Source organism: Celeribacter sp. SCSIO 80838 (genome assembly GCF_056498065.1).
This window is the reverse complement of sequence record NZ_JAZKMA010000001.1, coordinates 1356960-1377083: the sequence shown is the minus strand read 5'-3', so window position 1 is coordinate 1377083 and position 20124 is coordinate 1356960. Positions and strand designations below refer to the sequence as shown.

Here is a 20124-nt window from a genome sequence, read left to right as displayed (position 1 = left end):
GTTACCGCCGCCCTTCCCTCAGCCACGCCACCACCGACAGCCCCGCCAAAAGCAGCAGCCAGACCCAGCCCGGCAGCACAGGCATCAGCCGGGTCGATTGCGTCACATAGGCCTCGCGGGGCGTGATGCCCATCCAGCCGCGCCCGGCTGCGACGCGGCCCTCGGGGACGGTGCGGATCGTGGGCAGGCCATCGGAGAGCGCGAAAATGCCGCCGCCCGAGGCCTTGATCACCGGGGCGAGTTTGTCCCCCGTCGCAATGGTTTCTTCGAATTCGCGCGGCGCTGCGGGGCCAAGGACCATGACGGCGCTCTGGTCGCCTTCGCGAAGCCGGTACAGCCCCATCTCGCCCTCGGTCAGCTCGGCCACGAAACGGCCCGGCGCGATCTCTTCCATCGGGATCTCCACGACAGAGCCGTCCGGCGTCTCGACCGTCACCGACCGCGCGCCCTCGGTCAGGCTGCGCCGGGTAATGATCAAAGTGTTCCCCTCGGCCGTGGCGGTCAGGGCCTCTTCTTCGAGATCCGGCTCTTTCATCATCCAATGCGCGAGACGGCGCAACAATTCGAGCTGCGGCCCACCGCCCTCGACGCCACGGGTCCAGAGCCAGGCGTGATCGGAACCCAGCACGGCCACGCGCCCCTCGCCCACCCGGTCGAGCACCAGCAAAGGCCGCCCGTCGACGCCGGACATCACGGTTTCGCCGGTCTCGCCGGGGTCCAATTCGACCTGACGGAACCAGCGACCCCAAGTCGGATCGTCCCCTGTGCGCAGCCCGCCGAGACCTTCGGTCACCGGGTGGCGCGCGCCGAGATCGGTGAGACGCGGCAGGAAGGGTTCCTCGATCACCCGGCCCGTCGGTGCGGTCGGGATGACACGGGCCAGAGGCGAGCGATAGAGGCTGTCGGCGGTGGCGAAATCGGGACCGGCGGCGAAAAGCACCGCGCCCCCGTCTTCGACATAGCGCGCGATATTGTCGAGATAGGAGGCGGGCAGGATGCCACGCAATTTGTAGCGGTCGAAAATGATCAGGTCGAAATCGTCGACCTTCTCCATGAACAGCTCACGGGTCGGAAACGCGATGAGCGACAGCTCGGTCACAGGCACGCCGTCCTGTTTCGAGGGCGGGCGGAGAATGGTGAAATGGACGAGATCGACGGAAGGGTCGGATTTCAACAGGTTGCGCCATGTGCGCTCGCCATTGTGCGGCTCGCCGGACACCAGCAACACACGCAGCCGGTCGCGCACGCCGTTGATCTGCACCATGGCGCTGTTGTTGCGGGGGGTGAGTTCGCCGGGGGCTTCGGGCAGGGTGAACTGGATGACGTTCATCCCGCCATGCGCGAGTTTGAGCGGCACGTCGAGCGGGCGACCGATGGGCACGGTGAAGCGTTCGGGCGCTTCGCCGTCGATGGAGATCATCAGATCGGTCAGCTCAGGAAGGCCTGCGGGGCGGTTGCCCTGATCCTCGATGCGGAGTTTGAGGGTGACCTCTTCGTCGAGAATGGCAAAAGACGGCGCGCTTTCGATCACAAGACGCCGGTCCCAATCTTCCGGCTCCCCGGTGAGCAAAAGATGCACCGGCGCGGGGAAATCGGGAGCGATGTCGACATCGTGGAGCTGACCGTCCGAGAGCAGGAACGCGCCCGCCAAACGCCCGCGCGGCTCGTCGGCCATGGCCTCCGTCAGAGCGGTCATCAACAGCGTGCCGCGATTGTCCGGCGCATCGCCCAGCGTGATCACCCGCAACTCGGTGTTGGGCTGGGCAGCAATCCGCGCCTCAAGGGCGGCGCGAGCTTCGGCAAGCTGGTCCGGTCGGGTCGAAAGCGCCTCGGACGCGCTTTCATCCACCACGAGAAAGACGATGTCGGACAGCGGATCGCGTTGTTCTTCGCGCAAAGAGGGCCCAAAGAGAAAGGCCAGAATGCCAAGGGCGGCGAGCGCGCGGAAGACCCAGCCAGAGAGGCCGCGAAACGCCGCGAAGGCGATCAGCAGGGCGGTGATGGCGGCCAGACCGGCCAGCACAGGCCAGGGAATGAGCGGGGAGAAAGCGAGATCGCGGATCATTGGCCCAACCTGTCGAGAAGTGCGGGGACATGGACCTGATCGGATTTGTAATTGCCGGTCAGCACATAGACCACGAGGTTGATGCCGAAACGATAGGCCATTTCACGCTGCCGCTCGCCCGCAAAGCCACGGCCCACGGGCAGCATCGGAAAGCCCGTGTCATCCACCGCCCAGGCCGCCGCCCAATCGCCCCCGCCAATGATCACCGGAGTCACATTGTCGTTGAGGTTGCGAAACGGCATGCCTTCGGCCTGTTCGGTGTCGGGCGAGGCTTCGACCCAGAGCGTGCCTTCGGCATGACGGCCCGGAAAATCACGCAACAGGTAGAAGGCGCGGGTCAGAACGTGATCCTCGGGAATTTGTTCGAGCGGCGGGATGTCGAGCGGGGAGGCCAGCGCCTGAAGCCGGGTGCCGGTGGGGGTCGCGGCCCCGAAAGCCGCGACATCGGCGTCGCGCGTGTCGAACACGATCACGCCGCCGGTGCGCAAATAGGCGTTGAGCTTGGTATAAGCGGCGGCGGAGGGCATGGGCTGCGTCGTGGTCACGGGCCAATACAAGAGCGGGAAGAACCCGAGAGGATCGGTTTCGAGATCAATGCCCATGGGCGCCGCGGGCTCGACGGAGGTGCGCGCGGTGAGCATGTTGGAGAGGCCCTGAAGCCCCGCTTCGGATGTGCGGTCGAGCGCGGCATCGCCGGTTTTGACATAGGCGAGCGTCAACTCGGAGGAGGCCAGAAGCGCGAAATCGTCGGGGCTTTGGGCGCGCAGATCTTGCGGCGAGAGCGCCAGCGCCAGAAGCAGGAGCGGCACGGCGCGCGCGCCGAAAAGCCGCCCGGAAAGCCAGAGCGAAGCCAGAAGATCGGCCCCCAGAAGCGCCAGAGCCGCGAGCAAAAGCGCGGGCGAAAGCGGGCGTTCACGCGCCGCCGTCACGCCGGAGAGCGGCACGTCGGAGGGCCAGCTTGCGGCGGTCAGGGTGTCGCCTTCCGCCATCACATTGAGCGCCCGAAGCGCATCGCGCCCCTGATAGAGCCCCGGCGGCGTGGCGCGAGAAGCATGAGCTTCGGCAAATACCTCGCCAGCGACCGGCGGCACCGTCCCGGCATCCGTGAGCGTGCCGAACCCGTCCATAAGCTCTTGCGGCTGAAGGCTTTGGCCGGTCAGGTCATCAGCCTCCAGAAGCGCCGCTTGCGACGTCACGGACAGCCGGTCGAGCATCGACACAAAGAGGCCCGACAAAGGCAGCGTCGACCATTCCGCATTGGCGGTGACGTGGAACAACACGACCTGCCCCTGCCCCAGCGCCTTGCGTGTGACAAGCGGCGTGCCGTCTTCGAGCGTCGCAATGGTGCGGGCGGCCAGTTCGGGATCGGGCTGGGCCATGACCTGCGCATTCACCTCGACATCCTCGGGGACCGGCAGGCCATAAAACGGCGAGGTTTCGGCAAAGGGGCGCAGGCGTTTCGGCTCGCCCCAGCTCATCGCACCGCCAAGCGTGCGCCCGCCTGCGCGCAGACGCACGGGCATCAGCGGGTCTTCCGCGTCCCGCGCCACATCGGAGGCGGCAAGCTGCGGCCCGGCGAAGCGCAGGAGCAGCCCACCTTTGCTCAGCCAGTCCAAAAGATCGGCACTTTCCCCACCGGAAAGCTGCGCCACATCGGCCAGAACGATCACATCCGGGTTGGCCATGATCAGGTCTTCCAAGCCGCCCTCGATCACATCGGCTTTGCCGAACAGGGCCGCGCGCAGGTAATGCAGTTGCGACAAAAGTTGCAGCCCCTCGCCGCCTTCGCGCACCGAAACAATGCCAACCTCGCGGCGTTTGAGACTGTCGTCGGTGAGACGTTTGGCCCCGGCGCTGCGCTCGCCTTCAATCTCGAAACGACTGACACGAGCGCGCAATTCGGGGGGCAGATCGAAGATCACCTCGGCCCGCGCGCCGTCGAGCGTGACCTCTTGCCGTGCCAATTCGCGCGCCACCCCAGCCGGATCGGTGCCATGGGCGATGACGGTCACGTCCCGCGGTCCGTTCCCCGCGCGCAAAACCGGGAGCGTGACCCCAGTGTCCGTAAGCGCCAGAGGCCCAAGCGCCAGACGATCCCGCCCGGTTTCGAACACCGAGATCGGACCATGAGATTGCAACAGCGACAACACGCGATCCCGCCCGTCGCGCGCCAGACCGTCGGAGAGCCAGAGCGTTTCGACCCCATCCGGAAGCGTGGTCAGCGCGCCAGCGAGCGCATCCATATCGGGCGCGAAACCGGCGGGTTTGATCCCGGCGAGACGCGGACGCCAGTCTGCGGCGGAGAGAAAGGCGCAGCCTTCGGCGGGAATGTCGGTGGCGGGCAGAATGCAGAGGGTGCGCCCATCGGCCTCCGCCTCATCGAGCGCCTGCCCCAGCCGCCCCATGCGCAGGGTCCAATCCGGCGCGGAGGCCCAGCTTGCATCCATCAGAACCAGAAGCGGCCCGGAGCCGCCGCGTTCCACACGCGGGTTCAGAACGGGACCGGCGAAGGCAATGATGAGGGCCGTAACCGCCAACATCCGCAAGAGCAAAAGCCACCAGGGTGTGCGGTCGGCTTCGACCTCGTCGTCCTTCAGACCCAAGAGAAGTGCAACGCCCGGAAAGCGGCGTTTGATCGGCGCGGGCGGCACGGCGCGCAGCAAAATCCAGAGGATCGGCAAAAGCGCGAGCGCGAGGAGCACCCAAGGCGCGGAGAACCCGATGGGCCCGAGAATCCACATCAGCGCGGGCCCTCCAAGGCCTCGTAAAGCCACAGGAGCGCAGGAAGATCAGCGCCGTTCGTATGGTGCGTGGCAAAGCGCCACCCGGCATGATGGGCGATGCGATTGAGGTGATCCTTGCGCTCGGCGAGGCGCTCCAGATAACGGTCGCGCAGATCCCCCGCACGCAGGGTTTCATGCCGCAAACCGCCCGCCATAGAGGTAAAGACCGTGCGGCCCTGATAGGGAAAGGCCTCTTCGGCGGGGTCGAGAATTTGATAGAGAACGCCGGAAATGCCCCGGTCGGAGGCCATGCCGACGGCGTCCTCAATGGCCTCGATCGGCCCGAGGAAATCCGACAGGAACAGGGCGCGGGCATGGGGCAAAAAGAGGCGTGCGTCGGGCGCGCCATAATCCGCCTCGCCCTCTTGCGAGAGGCCTTCGGCGATACGCCGGAGTTGCAGCGCGCCGATGCGGGGCGGCGTCCCAAGAGAGGCCAGCGCGACCCGTTCGCCACCTTTCATCAAAAGGATCGACAGGGCCATGGCGAGCAAAGCCGCGCGGTCGGATTTCGGCGGGATTGCCTTGCCGGAGGTGAATCCCATGGAGGCCGAGAGATCGACCCAGAGATGGACCGATTGCGCCGCCTGCCATTCCTTTTCGCGCACGAAATGCCCGTCCGAGCGCCCCGAACGACGCCAGTCGATCGCGCGTCCCGGATCGCCCGCCTGCGCCGGGCGGTATTGCCAGAATTCGTCCCCCATGCCGGATTGCCGCCGGCCATGCCCGCCCATCAGCAAAGCGCGGGCAAGCTGTTCGGCCCGGGCCTGCAAGGGCGGCAAGGGGGCGGCGAGCGTCTCTGCGCGGGCGCGCAGGGCGGCGGGGGCGGGGTTTTCGCTCACGCGGCGGACCGCGCGTCCATGGCGGAGGCGGCCACCGAGGCGATGATCGCCCCCAGATCGTCACCGCGCGCGCGCGCCGCGAAGGTCAGCGCCATGCGGTGAATGAGCACCGGGCGCGCCATGGCCAAGACGTCTTCCGTGCTGGGCGCCAAACGACCGTCGAGCAGAGCGCGGGCACGGGTCGTCAGCATCAGCGCCTGCGCCGCGCGCGGCCCCGGCCCCCACGCGACGGAGGCGTTCACCATATCGGTGGCCTCCGGCTCGTTCGGACGACAGGCGCGGACCAGATCGAGGATCATTTCGACCACCTGTTCGCCCACCGGCATTTTGCGCAACAGGGTCTGCGCGCGGATCAGCTCGGCGGCGGTAAAGACCTGATGCGCTTCGCCTTCATCGGCCCCGGTGGTGGCGATCAGGATGTCGCGCTCGGTGTCGCGGTCGGGATATTCGACGTCGACCTGCACGAGGAAACGGTCGAGCTGGGCCTCGGGGAGCGGATAGGTGCCCTCCTGTTCCAGCGGGTTTTGCGTGGCGAGGACGTGGAACGGGGCTTCGAGATCGTGCGGCTGCCCGGCGATGGTGACGGATTTTTCCTGCATCGCCTGCAACAGCGCGGATTGGGTGCGGGGGCTGGCGCGGTTGATCTCGTCGGCCAGAAGGAGCTGACAGAACACCGGCCCTTCGATGAAGCGGAACGCCCGCGAGCCGTCGGGGGCGGTTTCCAGCACCTCGGAGCCGAGAATATCGGCGGGCATCAGGTCGGGGGTGAACTGCACGCGCGCCCCTTTGAGGCCCATCACGGTCGAAAGCGTATCGACCAGACGCGTCTTGCCCAGCCCCGGAAGACCCAAAAGCAAAGCGTGACCGCCGCAGAGCATCGAAGACAGAACCAGATCGACCACGGTTTCCTGACCGATGAAGCGGCGGGTGATCGAGGCCTTGGCCTCGGCCAGTTTCGCGCCCAGCGCGTCGATCTCTGCCGCAAGGTCGGTTTCAGTCATGGCTTCACCTCCGATGTCATTCCGTGACACTATTAAGGACACCTGCGTGCAAAAGCACAAATGACAAAAGGGTTAAAAGGGGGATTTTCCGATGAGTGTTTCCGCAGAGAGCATTGCCGCGGCGATCCGCTCGGCGGAAGGCCGCAGTTTGCCGCCCGTCGAGCGCTGGAACCCGCCGTTTTGCGGCGATCTGGACATGCGGATCGCCCGCGACGGCACATGGCATTATCTCGGCAGCCCGATCGGACGGGCCCCTTTGGTGCGGCTGTTCTCGACCGTGCTGAAACGCGAAGGGGACCGCTATTTCCTTGTGACGCCCGTGGAAAAAGTGGGAATCACCGTCGACGATGCGCCGTTTCTGGCCGTGGATTTCGACGTGGAGGGCGAAGGCGAAGCGCAAAACCTCAGCTTTCTCACCTCGGTCGGCGACCGGGTCACGGCGGATGCGGAGCACCCGATCCGGGTCGCGACCCGCGACGGCACCCCCGCACCCTATGTCGAAGTGCGCGCAGGGCTTGAGGCGCTGATCGACCGCAAAAGCTTTTTCCGCCTCGTTGACCATGCTGTCACGCGGGAGATTGACGGCGAGACGGTTTTTGGCGTCTGGTCGAAAAACACGTTTTTCGAAATCGCGAAAGCCGACGATCTGACCTGAACCCTCACCTGACCCCCGCCTGACCCGATGCCCAAATTCGCCGCCAACCTGTCTTTCCTGTTCAAGGAATACCCGTTCCTCGAACGCTTCGCCGAGGCGAAGGCAGCGGGTTTCAAGGCGGTCGAGGTTTTGTTTCCCTATGACGAACCGGCCTCGGAAATTGCCTGGCGCATGCAGGATCTCGACCTCAAGATGGTGCTGATCAACGTGCCGCCGCCGAATTACACCGGGGGTGAGCGTGGCTTTGCCGCCGTGCCGGGATTGGAAGAACGGTTCCGGCGCGATTTCAAACGCGCGCTCAGATATGCCGAGTTCCTCAAGGCCGGGCATATGCATATCATGGCGGGCAAGGCCAAGGGCGTTGTGGCGCTTGAGACCTTCAAACGCAATCTGGCCTGGGCGGCGCAGGAAGCGCCGAACATGAGCCTCACCATCGAACCGATCAACCCGCATGACATGCCGGGCTATTTCCTCGACGATTTCGATCTGGCGATCGAGATGCTCGATGCGGTGGCGGAGTTGAACCTCGGGCTCCAGTTCGACGCCTATCACGCCCAGATCATCACCGGCGACGCGATGGCCGCCTGGGAACGTTACGCGCCCTATGTCCGGCACATTCAGATCGCGGGCGCGCCGGAGCGGCAGGAACCGGTGAAAGGCCTGATCGACTACCCGGCGTTTTTCAAGGCGGTGGACGAGAGCGGCTATTCCGGCTGGATCTCCGCCGAATACATCCCGAGGAAGCGCACCGAAGAGGGGCTTGAATGGTTTCGCAAGGCGCAATCCGCGGGACGGATCACCTGAGCGGCTGAAACCCCGGCGCCTCTCCGGCACAGCCCGCACCGGGAGCCTCGATTTCGAGCGTCGAATGGGCGATGCCGAAACGGTCGCGCAGCACTGCCTTGACCGCCCCCAGAACCTCCGCCGGGTCACCCGCAGTGACCACATGCGCCTCGACGGAGGTCCGGTGTTCATCGATCTGCCAGAGATGCACGTGATGCACCTCTTCGACCGCCTCGACGTCCTCCATGGCGCGGGTCACATCCCCGGCTTCGCGCCCCTCCGGTGCCCCGAGCATCAGAATGCGGACGACCGGACGAATTTCAATGAACGCATGCACGAGGATATAGACGGCAATCAGGATGGTCAGGATCGGATCGATCAACCGCCAGTCCCACAACAGGATCACCACGCCACCGACGATCACCGCCACCGAGGTTCCGGCGTCGGCGAGATTGTGCAGAAAGGCAGCACGGATGTTCAAGCTGTCCTTTGACATGGACCATGTCAGAGCCGCCGTCACCAGATCGACGACAAGCGCAATCCCGGCGATGATCACCACGGTCCAGCCCGCGATCTCCGGCGGGTTGAACAGGCGCGAGACCCCTTCGGCGAAAAGATAGACCGAGATCACCAGCAGCGTGGTGTAATTGACCATGGCCGCGACAATCTCCGCGCGGGCGTAGCCGAATGTCATCGCCCCGTCGCGGGGCTTGCGCGCGATCTTGCGCGCGCCGAAGGCGATGACCAGAGAGATCGCGTCCGACAGGTTGTGAATCGCATCGGCGATCAGCGCCATGGAACCGGAGATCACCCCGCCGACGATCTGCGCCAGCGTCAGCAACAGATTGACCGCGATGGCGCCTGCGACACGGGCATCGCCCGCATCCGGGTCGATGTGGTGGTGATGGTGGCCGTGGTGCGATGTGTGAGAATGATGATCGTGAGGCATGGACACATCCATGCCCGATTGCCCGCAAAAAACCAGAGGAAATTCTGACGCAGCTCTGGGCCAAATCTCCGGCAGACAAGGCTTGCCCGGTTTTATTCCCGCTTCGCCACGCACAACACCTCACTTATGTGTGAATGCGCACAATGCTACAATTTTCACATCAATAAAAACTTGAGGCCGATTTCCAGCCCAAATCCCGAAAATGTGATCAATATTTTCGCACATGCTGAAGTCATTATTTGAATATTAGTTCGCATTTACACATTCGAGACGAAACCCTAAATTCAATTTCATCGAAAGGCGCAAAAACACACAGACAGCGCCACACTCTTACAAAGGACCAAAACAATGACCTTCTCTCTGAAAACTCTCTCCGCTGCCGCTGTTATCGCCGTTGCCGGTTCCGCCGCTTTCGCTGGCCCGAACTACATCATCCCCGGCAACCAGAGCGACACGAAAACCGTGGCTTCCGTGGACCTCGTCCGCGCCGATGAAAACGCCACCCTGCAAGTTTACAACTTCCACGGCGGCGAGCGCGGCGCCCTTCTCGGCTCCGCCGATGTGAACGCTGGCGCAAACACCAACGTCAAAGTGCGCCTGAACGCCTCTCCGGTTTCCGACGTCGAATTCGTGCTGGTCGGCAGCAACGGCGCGCCGCTCGCGATCAAAACCGCCGACACCTACCAGTAAGCGGCACTGGGCGCGCGCGCCCAACCCCACGACACACACGAAAACGCCGCCGGGTCACCCCGACGGCGTTTTTCTTGCGACCGAAGGAAAGTTCAGTCGCCGAGCTTGGCGTGAACCTCGGCCAGATCGACCTCGCCAATCGGCATCTTGTTGGCCGGGTTTTCGAAATCGTATTTGAAAAGCTGGAAATCCTTTTTGTAGATTTCCCACATCAGATGCATCGAGAGATCGTCGAAATAGTCCTCGACCGGATGCAGGCGTTTCGGCCCATGGCCTTCGGATTCGTTGAAGCGCGGGATCGAGGCCAGATCGACCTTGTGCGGCGTCTCGATATGATCGAGCACCTCCTGCATGCCCTCGTTGAATTTCTCGGTGAAGAAAATCTTGTCGTAAGTGCCGCCGTTGACGATGAACGTGGACAAATGCCCCGACATCGAGGACCAGTGAATGTCCGGCTCCATCGGACGGCGAAAACGGATGGTGTCGCGCACGAACAAAAGGAATCGGCGGAAGCTGGCGATCTGGTCGAACTCCTGCTTGCCGTCCTCGCCGCCGACCTCGATACCGTATTTCTGGATGAGCTGCGGCACGAGCTTGCCGCGATAGCGGCTGCCGTTGCGCTGAATGCCACAGATCTTGTCGAAAAACGATGACAAAACCCGGGTGTAGGGATTGCGCACACAGGTGAAGGCATAGGATTTATGCGCCAGGACATTGGCTTCGATCGGCGCCTGGCTTTCTTCTTGCGACCATTTGTGCAGGCGATCCTTGCTGTCGTGAATGTCACCGTCGAAGAACTCGCCGTGGTCGGAATAGAACATGATCTGACCGATGGTCGAACAGGCACATTTCGGGACAACGCGGTATACCACGCTCTCGCTTTCGGTCATCCAGGTTCCGGGAAAGCCCATATTTACCACAACTCCGTTTATGTCGCGACACCCGCGCGCCTTTTCGCTTTAAAAGCAAATTCGCCTTGATTATTCAATGATTGGTTACGCTTGTATGTGAACAATGCGTTAGAAATGAGGTTACGGTTTCCAATATGGCACGAATTGCCTTCATCTTGCTGTGCCATAAGGACCCGGAAGCGATCATAGATCAAGCCCGGCGTCTGACCCGTGCGGGCGACTACATCGCCATCCATTTCGACGCGCGCGGCGGCAAGGAGGCGTTCGAGGCGATCCGGGAAGGGCTCAAGGACAATCCCAACGTCGCCTATGCCACCAAGCGGATCAAATGCGGCTGGGGGGAATGGAGCCTTGTCGAAGCCACGCTTTACGCGATTGAGGCGGCGGAGGCGGCCTTTCCGCGCGCCACGCATTTCTACATGCTCTCGGGCGATTGCATGGCGATCAAGACCGCCGAATATATCCACGATTACCTCGACCGCGAGGATGTGGATGTCATCGAAAGTTTCGACTTTTTCGAGAGCGACTGGATCAAGACAGGGATCAAGGAAGAGCGGCTGATCTATCGCCACTGGTTCAATGAGCGCACGCATAAGTGGCTGTTTTATCAAAGTTTCTGGATGCAGCGGCGGCTTGGCCTGCAACGCGAGATCCCCGAGGATCTGCAAATCATGATCGGCTCGCAATGGTGGTGCCTGCGCCGCCGCACGATCGAATGGATTCTCGATTTCACCCGGAGCCGCAAGGATGTGATGAAATTCTTCCGCACCACATGGATTCCCGACGAGACGTTCTTTCAGACCCTCGTGCGCCATCTCGTGCCGGAAAACGAAATCAAGACCCGCACGCTCACCTTCCTGATGTTCACCGATTACGGCATGCCCGTGGTGTTCTATAACGACCACTACGACCTTCTGCTGTCGCAGGATTATCTGTTCGCCCGCAAAATCTCCCCAGAGGCCAAGGAGTTAAAAAAACGCCTGGGCGATCTGTTTGCCGCCACCGGGGTCGAGTTCCAGATTTCCAACGAAGGACGGTCGCTTTTTACCTTTCTCACCGGGCGCGGACGCGACGGGCGGCGGTTCGCGCAACGCTTCTGGGAAACCGAAAGCACGCTGGGCCGGGACCGCGAGCTTTTGATGATCGTTTGCAAGAAATGGCACGTCGCCAAGCGGCTGGTGTCGCGGATCAAGGAACAGACGGACATTCCCTGTCTCGAATATCTGTTCAACGAGGAAAACACCTATCTGCCGGACCTGGGCGGGATCGAAAAGAGCCTTGAAAAACGCACGCGCCACCGCCGCGCCTGGGTGCGAATGCTGTTCGACTATTTCGATGCCGACAAGATGGTGGTCTGTCTCGACCCGCAAGGTATCGAGCTGATCCGCGATTTCAACGCCGACCGCTCCGGCACGCGGGTGCTTGAGATCGACTGCGAGTTCACCGACGATTATCTCTCGGGTCACGCCAAACGCACCGGGCTGGCAGGCGATCAGACGCCCGACGAAGCGCTCCAGCGCCTGTTGCCGACGATCCGCGCCGACATCAATCACGAGAGCGACCGCATCCGCGACGCCGAATTCGATCATTACGCGCGCATCTCGCAATCCAACACGCCGGAAGAAAACGCGCGCCCCCTTGCGCGCTTCCTCGGCATTCCCGAAGATACCGCACGCGAGATCGTCTCGATGCACTACCTGTTTTCCGACTGAAAGAGGCCCCGATGCCCTACGCCTATGACGACCAGAATGTTTTCGCAAAAATCCTGCGCGGCGAAATTCCCTCGACGCCGGTGTTCGAGAGCGACCATACGCTGGCCTTCCCCGATATTTCGCCGAGCAAGAAGGTCCATATCCTTGTGATCCCGAAGGGGCCGTACCGTTGTTACGACCATTTCGTTCAGGCGGCGTCCGATGCCGAACAGCTCGACTTTTTCAAATCCGTTGCCAAGGTGGCCGAGACCATGGGCGTGGCCGAGGCGGCGGGCGGCGAGGGCTTTCGCCTGATCACCAACTCGGGGGCGCATTCGCATCAGGAAGTCCCGCATTTCCATGTGCATCTTCTGGGCGGCGAGCCTTGCGGACCTCTGGTTGTGAAATAATTTTTCGCTCTATTTGACAAAACCCCGCCAGAAGCGGGGTTTTTTATTGAGTATTTTGACCATCAGAAAACCGGAGCTTACTTCCCGGAGGTCAGATTGACGAAAACATCTTCCAGATTCGGTTCCATGGTGCGGACGTCGCCGATGGTGATCCCCGCCGCCTGCACCGCGTCGATGATCGCGCCCACCGAGGTTTGATGCCGCGAGAAGTCGAAGGACAGCGTGCCATCCGTGCGCCGCTCCATTTTGACACCTTCCGGCAGCCCGGTGATGTCAGGTGCCGCGCCCTCCGGTTCGATCACAAGCGTCTTGGCATCCATCATCCCCAGAAGGTTTTTCGTCGTGTCGCGCTTGATCAGCGCACCGTGGTTGATGATCGCGATCTCGTCGCACATCTCCTGCGCCTCTTCGAGGTAATGCGTGGTCAGGATGATGGTCATGCCGCGCTCCTCGTTGAGCTTGCGGACATTGCTCCAGAGCATCTGCCTGAGCTCGATGTCGACCCCTGCGGTGGGTTCGTCGAGCACGAGGATCTGCGGGTTGTGCACCAAGGCCTTACCCAGCAAAAGCCGCCGACGCATCCCGCCCGAAAGCGTCCGGGCATAGGAATCGGCCTTGTCGGTCAGCCCGATCAATTCAAGAATCTCATCGGTGCGCCGATCGCGCTTCGGCACGCCATAAAGCCCGGCCTGCACCTCAAGCGCCCCGCGCGGCGTAAAGAACGGATCAAGGTTCAGCTCCTGCGGCATCACCCCGATGGCGGCACGCGACTGGCGCGGGTTCACATCCTGATCGAAGCCCCAGATCTTCACCCGGCCGGAGGTCTTGATCACCAGCCCCGCAAGGATGTTGATCATCGTCGACTTGCCCGCGCCGTTGGGCCCCAGAAGGCCGAAAATAGACCCTTGCGGAATGCTCAGATCCACGCCCTTGAGCGCCTCTTTCGGCGGCTGCCCCTTGACCCCGCCATAGGTCTTGCGCAGGGCTTCGATTTCGATTGCGTTGCTCATGGCGTCTTCCCCCTCTGCGCCGACCCGAGATTTGCGCCGGTTCCCTCTTGTCCGCATCCCGCGGATGGCTATCATGCAGGCCTGATCTAGGCGGTCTCTGGGCTCTCGGCAACCGCACTGGCCACACAGGCCCCCTTGCAAAGACCCACACGCTCCGCCAAAGACCGTGCAAAGGCACGTTCACAGCAAAAGGAACGAAAGAGATGACGATTGAAGCGCCGGAAACCGAAGTGGTCTCCACCTGGAAAGTGGCCTGCGATGGCGGTGAGGGCGCGCTTGGACATCCGCGCGTCTGGCTCGTGATCCCGCATGACACATGCTATGTCGAATGCCCCTATTGCGACAAGAAATACATTCACGAAAGTGCGCGCCTCAGCGACGCGTGACGGGATTTTTCCCGAACGTTCTCATTTCGTTAAGGCTTGGGCTGTAGCGTCTTTCCAACCGACATGGGAGACGCATCATGCCTTCGGCCCGTCAAATCACGCTCGTGCGCAACAATTTCCGGGCGCTGTCGTCACAGCGTCCCGATCTTTTCATTTCTGTCTACAACCGACAACTCGGCGAAGACCCCGAGGCCGCAGCGCAATATGACGGCAGCCTGCGCCAACGCGCACGCGTGCTGGACGGGCTGATCGAACTGGCGCTTCTCTCCGCCGATCATCCCACCGCCCTGTTTGCGACATTGCACAAGATGGGGCAGGATTATGCGCATTACGGCTCGTGGCGTGAAAAACACCCTTTCCTGATCCAACAGATCATCGAGGCCTTTGCCGAAGCGACCGGCACACCTTGGACGGAGGAATTGGCCGAAGCCTGGGGCGAATTCCTTTATTTCATGGCCGACGGCATGCTTGAGGGGGTGAAATCCTCCCACGTCGCCTGAGCCAGAACCGACGACAAAATGGCGCGCAAGCGCTCCGCCGGGGCTTACCTGCTTGCAGCCCATCCGGCCTTCCGTGTTATCAAGGCGCGAGTGAAACCGGGACGGGATACGCGCGACATGACATTCGGCAAGGGCAGCCACCTGCATCTGATCGACGGATCGGCCTTTATCTTTCGGGCTTACCATGCCCTGCCGCCGCTGACGCGCAAATCCGATGGCCTGCCGGTGGGCGCCGTCTCGGGTTTTTGCAACATGCTTTACAAGTATATCGAGGACGCCAGCGGCAATGACGCACCGACCCATGCGGCGGTGATTTTCGATCATTCCGGCAAGACCTTTCGCAACGACCTCTACCCCGCCTACAAGGCGAACCGCCCGCCCGCGCCCGAAGATCTCGTGCCACAATTCCCACTCACCCGAGAGGCGACGCGGGCGTTCAACGTGGCCTGCATCGAAATTCAGGGGTTCGAGGCCGATGACATCATCGGCACGCTGGCGCATCAGGCGCGCGACGCCGGTGGCCGGGTGACGATCATTTCGTCCGACAAGGACCTGATGCAACTGGTCGGCGACGGCGTCGAGATGCTCGACCCGATGAAGAACAAGCGCATCGACCGCGAGGGCGTCGAGGAGAAATTCGGCGTCGGCCCGGAGCGGGTGGTGGACGTTCAGGCGCTTGCGGGCGATTCGGTCGACAACGTGCCGGGCGCGCCGGGGATCGGGCTCAAGACCGCCGCCCTTCTGATCAACGAATTCGGCGATCTCGACAGCCTGCTCGCCCGCGCCGAAGAGATCAAACAACCGAAACGCCGCGAGACCCTGATCGACAAAGCCGAACAGATCCGGATTTCCCGCGAGCTGGTGAAGCTCGTCTGCGACATGGAGCTGGATTTCACCCTCGACAGTCTTGAGGTTCAGGAACCGGACGCGGACAGGCTTTTGGACTTCCTGTCGAAAATGGAATTCCGCACCATCGTCAAACGGGTCTCCGACAAGTTCGGCGTCGCAGCCCCCGCGATCCCGGAGGCCCCTGCCCCTTCTGCCGCCAACACCCCCGACGCCCCCGCGACGCCCGAAGCCAAACCCTTCGACACCTCGGCCTATGAAAAGGTTTCGACCATGGGCGCGCTGGAGCGTTGGATCGACGCGATCTATGCCCGCGGATATGTCGCGGTGGACACCGAAACCACCGGGCTCGACGAAATGGTCGCCGATCTCGTGGGCGTGTCGCTCTGCGTCGAGCCGGGCGTGGCCTGTTACATCCCGGTCGGTCATACGGTGGGCGAGGACGATTTGTTCGGCGGCTCGAACCTTGTCGACGGACAGCTCGCCAAGAACATGGTTCTGGACGCGCTCAAACCCATGCTTGAGGACCCGAGCATCCTCAAAATCGGCCAGAACATGAAATACGACGCGAAGATTTTCGCGCGCAACGGCGTCACCGTCGCCCCCTGTGACGACACCATGCTGATGTCCTACGCGCTCCATGCCGGGATCAACACGCATGGCATGGACGCCTTGTCCGAACGCTATCTGAACCACACCCCGATCCCGACGAAAGAGCTTTTGGGCACCGGCAAATCGGCGATCACCTTCGACAAGGTCGAGATGGCCAAGGCCGTCGCCTACGCCGCCGAGGATGCCGACATCACGCTCCGCCTCTGGCAGATGTTCAAGCCGCAGCTCCACGCCGAACGCGTCACCACGGTCTATGAGACGCTGGAACGCCCGCTCGCGCCGGTGCTCGCCAGGATGGAAATGGCGGGCGTGCTCGTGGACCGCGATGTGCTCTCGCGCATGTCCAATGCCTTTGCCCAGAAAATGGCCGGGCTTGAGGACGAAATTCATCAACTCGCAGGCGAGAATTTCAACGTCGGCTCGCCGAAACAGCTCGGCGAAATTCTCTTCGACAAAATGTCCCTGCCCGGCGGCAAAAAGGGCAAAACCGGCGCCTATGCCACCGGTGCCGACATTCTCGAAGACCTCGCCGCCGAAGGCCACGAATTGCCCGCCCGCGTGCTCGACTGGCGCCAGCTTTCCAAGCTGAAATCGACCTACACCGACGCGCTTCAGACCTTCATCAACGCCGAAACGGGCCGCGTCCACACCTCGTACCTGCAAACAGGCGCGGTCACCGGGCGGCTGTCCTCATCGGACCCGAACCTGCAAAACATCCCCGTGCGCTCCGACGAAGGCCGCCGCATCCGCGAGGCCTTCATCGCCCCCAAGGGCCGCAAACTCATCTCCCTCGACTACAGCCAGATCGAACTGCGCATCCTCGCCCATGTCGCAAACATAGACAGCCTGAAACAGGCCTTCCGCGACGGGCTGGACATTCACGCCATGACCGCCTCCGAGATGTTTGGCGTGCCGATCGAGGGCATGGACCCGATGGTCCGCCGCCAGGCCAAAGCGATCAACTTCGGCGTCATCTACGGCATCTCCGGCTTCGGCCTCGCCCGCAACCTGCGCATCCCGCGCGCCGAGGCACAGGGCTTCATCGACCGTTATTTCGAACGCTTCCCGGGCATCAAACAGTACATGGACGACACGGTGGCCTTCGCGAAAGACCACAAATACGTCCAGACCCTGTTCGGTCGCAAAATCCACACGCCGGAGATCGGCGCCAAAGGCCCGCAGGCCGGTTTTGCCAAACGTCAGGCGATCAACGCCCCGATCCAGGGTTCCGCCGCCGACATCATCCGCCGCGCCATGATCCGCATGCCCGAGGCGATCAAGGGCCTGCCCGCCACCATGCTGTTGCAGGTGCATGACGAATTAATTTTCGAAGTGGACGAGGGCGCCTGTGATCAAGTGATCGAGGTGGTGAAAGATGTGATGGAAAGCGCCGCCGCCCCTGCCGTGCATCTCGATGTCCCGATCGAAGTGGACGCGGGCATCGGCGACACCTGGGCGGAAGCGCACTAGACGTTTCCTTTGCTGTCCAAATACTCAAAACGGCGCGCAGGTGGAAACCCACGCGCCGTTTCGAGTATTTAAGCCATCAGAAAAGCCTCAGATCAGGCCCTGTTTCTGGAACAGGATTTTCATATCCGTCTCCGGGCGCGGCCCGATGTGAGAGATCACCTCGGCGGCGGCGACACAGCCCATGCGCCCGCTGATCTCAAGGCTCTGACCGGTGGCCAAGCCATAGAGGAACCCCGCCGCGAACTGATCGCCCGCGCCGGTGGTGTCGACGGGCTGCACCCGGTGCACCGGCACAACGGCCTCCTCGTCCCCGCGCACCAGAACCACGTCGGAGCCGGATCGGGTGCAGACCACCAAACCGGATTCGCGTGCTGCGGTTTCCAGCGCCGTCGAGAGGTCCGTTTGATAGAGGCTTTCCCATTCGTGTTCGTTGCCGATCACGAAATCCATCTCCTTGACGAATTTGCGGAAATCGTCGCGGTGACGGTCGACGCAGAACGGATCGGAGAGCGAAATCCCGACCATGCCCCCCGCCTTGTGGGTCAGATCGGCCGCGCGGTTGAACGCCTCTTTGCCCTTGGGCTTGTCGTAAAGATAGCCTTCGAGGAACATGATCTCCGTGTCCGAAGCCACCGATTCCGGCACGTCCTGCGACGAAATTTCCGACGAGATCCCGAGATAGGTGTTCATCGAGCGCTCCCCGTCCGGCGACACGAAAATCATCGAGCGCGAGGTCGGAAGCTCGCCGCCGGGCACCGGCGGGTTCACGAAGGACGTGCCATCGGCTTCCATCTCGGCGGCATAGAACCGACCCAGAGCGTCGTCATGCACCCGGCCGATAAACCCGGTCTTGAGCCCCAGAGACCCCAGCCCCGCCAGCGTATTGGCGACCGAGCCGCCCGGCGTCTGCACCCGGTTGGTCATCGCGCCGTATAGCATCTCGCCCCGTGCGCGCTCCACAAGCTGCATGATGCCCTTTTCGATCCCCATGAGTTCGAGGAAATTGTCATCCGCCTGGGTGATCACATCGACGATGGCGTTGCCGATGCCGACAACCTGATAGGTTTTAGTCAAGGTTCTTCTCCTCGAAGTCACAGAGGTCACGGATGAGACAGGCCGCGCATTTCGGCTTGCGCGCGGTGCAGGTATAGCGCCCGTGCAGGATCATCCAGTGATGGGCATGTTGTTGAAATTCCGCCGGGATTTGGTCTTCGATGGCGCGCTCGACCGCGACGACATCCTTGCCGACCGCGACGCCCGAGCGATTGCCAAAGCGGAAGATATGGGTATCGACCGCCTGCGTCGGCACATGCCACCACATGTTCAACACGACATTGGCGGTCTTGCGCCCGACGCCCGGCAGGCTTTCCAAAGCGGCGCGCGATGAGGGCACTTCGCCCTCATAGTCATCGACCAGAATCTGCGAGAGCTTGATGACGTTCTTCGCCTTGTTGCGATAAAGCCCGATGGTCTTGATGTGCTCAATGAGCCCCTCTTCGCCGAGATCGAGCATTTTTTGCGGCGTGTCGGCGATCTTGAACAGCTCTTTCGTCGCCTTGTTCACGCCCTTGTCGGTCGCTTGCGCCGAGAGCGCCACGGCCACCACCAGCGTGTAGGCATTGGTGTGATCGAGTTCCCCCTTCGGTTCCGGCTCGGCTTCGCGGAAACGGGTAAAAATCTCTTTGATCGTGTGATAATCGAGCTGTTTGGTCATAGGCCTCTAATGCCTTGTCCCGCCCGGTCGGGCAAGCTGTTCCTGTGTCGCGAAAAGTTTTCGTAAAATGCGAGGCAAACAAGGGGCAAACCGCCCCGGACGGTTAAACCCGGATTCAGATCTCTGTCACAACATACCGGGGGTGAGTATCGCGAGGACGGACATGACTGAGAACACGGCGATCGTTAACGGCGCGCCTGTGCGCGCCCTCTCCGGCCTTGGCCCCGGCGTGGTCATCGAAACGACGGCGGGGCCGCAACCGGTCGAGTGGCTGCGGCCCGGCGATCTGCTACTGACCCGCGATCACGGCTATCGCCCGGTGATCTGGGCCGGGCGCAGCCCCCTCTCCGTCGCTCCGCCCGTGCGCATCGCCGCAGGCGCGCTCGGCAACCGTATCCCGGATCGCGATCTGGTGCTGTCCCCGGCGCATCACGTCCTTTTGCGCGCGCCGCAGATCGAGTTGCATTTCGCCACAGAGGAGGTGCTCGTGCCGGTCTTTGACATCGCAACAGACGGAGAAACCGGCATGTCCCTGACGGACCCGGCCTATGGTTATTGTCACATCCTCATGGAACACCATGAGCTCATTCTGGCGGAGGGGGTCTGGCTCGAAACCCTGTTTCCCGACGCGCCGACGCTCGACCTGCTCGGCCCTGTGGCCCGTGCGGAGATTACCATCCGCCTCGGTCACGACGCTCTGACACGCCTGCACACGGCCCGCCCCCTGCTCCATCCCGGTGAGGCGGCGGTCCTGCACCCGCGTTCCGCCATCGCGGCCACGCGCATCGCCGCCTGATCCGCCAAATAGG

At 62.4% G+C, this 20124-nt stretch carries 18 protein-coding genes; 9 read left to right on the top strand and 9 right to left on the bottom strand.

Annotated features, from left to right (window positions below):
• Position 1: 1 nt before the first annotated feature.
• The 4 genes from V1475_RS06915 to V1475_RS06900 are packed head-to-tail and all read right to left on the bottom strand — an operon-like array spanning position 2 to position 6688.
• Positions 2-2065, bottom strand: a complete 2064-nt coding sequence (locus V1475_RS06915; RefSeq protein ID WP_479412141.1) for a hypothetical protein — start codon at positions 2063-2065, stop codon at positions 2-4.
• The gene (locus V1475_RS06910) at positions 2062-4806 is read right to left on the bottom strand and encodes a DUF4159 domain-containing protein (RefSeq protein ID WP_479412140.1); all 2745 of its coding nucleotides are present in this window, start codon (positions 4804-4806) and stop codon (positions 2062-2064) included. The genes V1475_RS06915 and V1475_RS06910 overlap by 4 nt, the downstream gene beginning before the upstream one ends.
• The gene (locus tag V1475_RS06905) at positions 4806-5687 is read right to left on the bottom strand and encodes a DUF58 domain-containing protein (RefSeq protein ID WP_479412139.1); all 882 of its coding nucleotides are present in this window, start codon (positions 5685-5687) and stop codon (positions 4806-4808) included. Before V1475_RS06905 ends, V1475_RS06910 begins: the two co-directional genes overlap by 1 nt.
• Complete coding sequence (locus V1475_RS06900) at positions 5684-6688, bottom strand: AAA family ATPase (RefSeq protein WP_479412138.1); 1005 nt, start codon at positions 6686-6688, stop codon at positions 5684-5686. The genes V1475_RS06905 and V1475_RS06900 overlap by 4 nt, the downstream gene beginning before the upstream one ends.
• A gap of 91 nt (positions 6689-6779) precedes the next feature.
• On the opposite strand from V1475_RS06900, the gene V1475_RS06895 reads away from it, so the two are divergent.
• On the top strand, positions 6780-7343 hold the full coding sequence (locus V1475_RS06895; protein WP_479412137.1) for a DUF1285 domain-containing protein: 564 nt from the start codon (positions 6780-6782) through the stop codon (positions 7341-7343).
• Between the two features lie 27 nt (positions 7344-7370).
• Positions 7371-8147 carry a hydroxypyruvate isomerase family protein gene (locus tag V1475_RS06890; protein ID WP_479412136.1) on the top strand — a complete coding sequence of 259 codons (777 nt, stop codon included), beginning with the start codon at positions 7371-7373 and terminating at the stop codon, positions 8145-8147.
• Here the strand turns inward: V1475_RS06890 and V1475_RS06885 are convergent.
• Positions 8140-9075 carry a cation diffusion facilitator family transporter gene (locus tag V1475_RS06885; protein ID WP_479412135.1) on the bottom strand — a complete coding sequence of 312 codons (936 nt, stop codon included), beginning with the start codon at positions 9073-9075 and terminating at the stop codon, positions 8140-8142. The two genes, V1475_RS06890 and V1475_RS06885, sit on opposite strands and share 8 nt — an antisense overlap.
• A 348-nt stretch (positions 9076-9423) precedes the next feature.
• On the opposite strand from V1475_RS06885, the gene V1475_RS06880 reads away from it, so the two are divergent.
• Entirely contained in the window at positions 9424-9765 is a 342-nt protein-coding gene (locus tag V1475_RS06880; RefSeq protein ID WP_479412134.1) for a hypothetical protein, read from the top strand.
• A 92-nt stretch (positions 9766-9857) separates the two neighbouring features.
• Here V1475_RS06880 and V1475_RS06875 read toward each other — a convergent pair whose 3' ends face one another.
• The gene (locus tag V1475_RS06875; protein WP_479412133.1) at positions 9858-10676 is read right to left on the bottom strand and encodes a sulfotransferase family protein; all 819 of its coding nucleotides are present in this window, start codon (positions 10674-10676) and stop codon (positions 9858-9860) included.
• A 134-nt stretch (positions 10677-10810) separates the two neighbouring features.
• Here V1475_RS06875 and V1475_RS06870 point away from each other — a divergent pair, with 134 nt between their 5' ends.
• Positions 10811-12388 carry a DUF5928 domain-containing protein gene (locus tag V1475_RS06870; RefSeq protein WP_479412132.1) on the top strand — a complete coding sequence of 526 codons (1578 nt, stop codon included), beginning with the start codon at positions 10811-10813 and terminating at the stop codon, positions 12386-12388.
• 11 nt (positions 12389-12399) lie between these two features.
• Complete coding sequence (locus tag V1475_RS06865; RefSeq protein ID WP_479412131.1) at positions 12400-12777, top strand: HIT domain-containing protein; 378 nt, start codon at positions 12400-12402, stop codon at positions 12775-12777.
• Between the two features lie 77 nt (positions 12778-12854).
• On the opposite strand, the gene V1475_RS06860 is transcribed toward V1475_RS06865, so the two are convergent.
• Complete coding sequence (locus V1475_RS06860) at positions 12855-13787, bottom strand: ABC transporter ATP-binding protein (RefSeq protein ID WP_479412130.1); 933 nt, start codon at positions 13785-13787, stop codon at positions 12855-12857.
• A gap of 203 nt (positions 13788-13990) precedes the next feature.
• Between V1475_RS06860 and V1475_RS06855 the strand changes: the two genes are divergently transcribed.
• From V1475_RS06855 to polA, 3 genes are all read left to right on the top strand, one after another.
• Positions 13991-14173, top strand: coding sequence for a zinc-finger domain-containing protein (locus V1475_RS06855; RefSeq protein ID WP_434289118.1), 183 nt, complete (start codon positions 13991-13993; stop codon positions 14171-14173).
• A 77-nt stretch (positions 14174-14250) separates the two neighbouring features.
• On the top strand, positions 14251-14673 hold the full coding sequence (locus tag V1475_RS06850) for a hypothetical protein (RefSeq protein WP_479412129.1): 423 nt from the start codon (positions 14251-14253) through the stop codon (positions 14671-14673).
• 117 nt (positions 14674-14790) lie between these two features.
• Positions 14791-17601: a DNA polymerase I gene (polA, locus tag V1475_RS06845; RefSeq protein WP_479413958.1), complete on the top strand. Its 2811-nt coding sequence runs from the start codon at positions 14791-14793 to the stop codon at positions 17599-17601.
• Positions 17602-17688: 87 nt separating this feature from the next.
• Here the strand turns inward: polA and V1475_RS06840 are convergent, their stop codons facing one another.
• Both V1475_RS06840 and nth read right to left on the bottom strand, forming a co-directional pair.
• Entirely contained in the window at positions 17689-18675 is a 987-nt protein-coding gene (locus tag V1475_RS06840) for an adenosine kinase (protein ID WP_479412128.1), read from the bottom strand.
• On the bottom strand, positions 18668-19315 hold the full coding sequence (gene nth, locus V1475_RS06835; RefSeq protein WP_479412127.1) for an endonuclease III: 648 nt from the start codon (positions 19313-19315) through the stop codon (positions 18668-18670). Before nth ends, V1475_RS06840 begins: the two co-directional genes overlap by 8 nt.
• 163 nt (positions 19316-19478) lie before the next feature.
• Here nth and V1475_RS06830 point away from each other — a divergent pair, with 163 nt between their 5' ends.
• Positions 19479-20111 (top strand): Hint domain-containing protein, encoded by a 633-nt coding sequence (locus V1475_RS06830; protein WP_479412126.1) that lies wholly within the window; start codon positions 19479-19481, stop codon positions 20109-20111.
• Positions 20112-20124 lie beyond the last annotated feature (13 nt).

Bases quoted from the DNA above. Each gene is read 5' to 3' on its own strand.
- V1475_RS06850 (WP_479412129.1), top strand. From the start codon at position 14,251: ATGCCTTCGGCCCGTCAAATCACGCTCGTGCGCAACAATTTCCGGGCG.
- V1475_RS06890 (WP_479412136.1), top strand. From the start codon at position 7,371: ATGCCCAAATTCGCCGCCAACCTGTCTTTCCTGTTCAAGGAATACCCG.
- V1475_RS06915 (WP_479412141.1), bottom strand. From the start codon at position 2,065: ATGATCCGCGATCTCGCTTTCTCCCCGCTCATTCCCTGGCCTGTGCTG.
- V1475_RS06895 (WP_479412137.1), top strand. From the start codon at position 6,780: ATGAGTGTTTCCGCAGAGAGCATTGCCGCGGCGATCCGCTCGGCGGAA.
- V1475_RS06875 (WP_479412133.1), bottom strand. From the start codon at position 10,676: ATGGGCTTTCCCGGAACCTGGATGACCGAAAGCGAGAGCGTGGTATAC.
- V1475_RS06900 (WP_479412138.1), bottom strand. From the start codon at position 6,688: ATGACTGAAACCGACCTTGCGGCAGAGATCGACGCGCTGGGCGCGAAA.
- V1475_RS06860 (WP_479412130.1), bottom strand. From the start codon at position 13,787: ATGAGCAACGCAATCGAAATCGAAGCCCTGCGCAAGACCTATGGCGGG.
- V1475_RS06830 (WP_479412126.1), top strand. From the start codon at position 19,479: ATGACTGAGAACACGGCGATCGTTAACGGCGCGCCTGTGCGCGCCCTC.
- V1475_RS06865 (WP_479412131.1), top strand. From the start codon at position 12,400: ATGCCCTACGCCTATGACGACCAGAATGTTTTCGCAAAAATCCTGCGC.
- V1475_RS06880 (WP_479412134.1), top strand. From the start codon at position 9,424: ATGACCTTCTCTCTGAAAACTCTCTCCGCTGCCGCTGTTATCGCCGTT.
- V1475_RS06870 (WP_479412132.1), top strand. From the start codon at position 10,811: ATGGCACGAATTGCCTTCATCTTGCTGTGCCATAAGGACCCGGAAGCG.
- V1475_RS06910 (WP_479412140.1), bottom strand. From the start codon at position 4,806: ATGTGGATTCTCGGGCCCATCGGGTTCTCCGCGCCTTGGGTGCTCCTC.
- polA (WP_479413958.1), top strand. From the start codon at position 14,791: ATGACATTCGGCAAGGGCAGCCACCTGCATCTGATCGACGGATCGGCC.
- V1475_RS06885 (WP_479412135.1), bottom strand. From the start codon at position 9,075: ATGCCTCACGATCATCATTCTCACACATCGCACCACGGCCACCATCAC.
- nth (WP_479412127.1), bottom strand. From the start codon at position 19,315: ATGACCAAACAGCTCGATTATCACACGATCAAAGAGATTTTTACCCGT.
- V1475_RS06855 (WP_434289118.1), top strand. From the start codon at position 13,991: ATGACGATTGAAGCGCCGGAAACCGAAGTGGTCTCCACCTGGAAAGTG.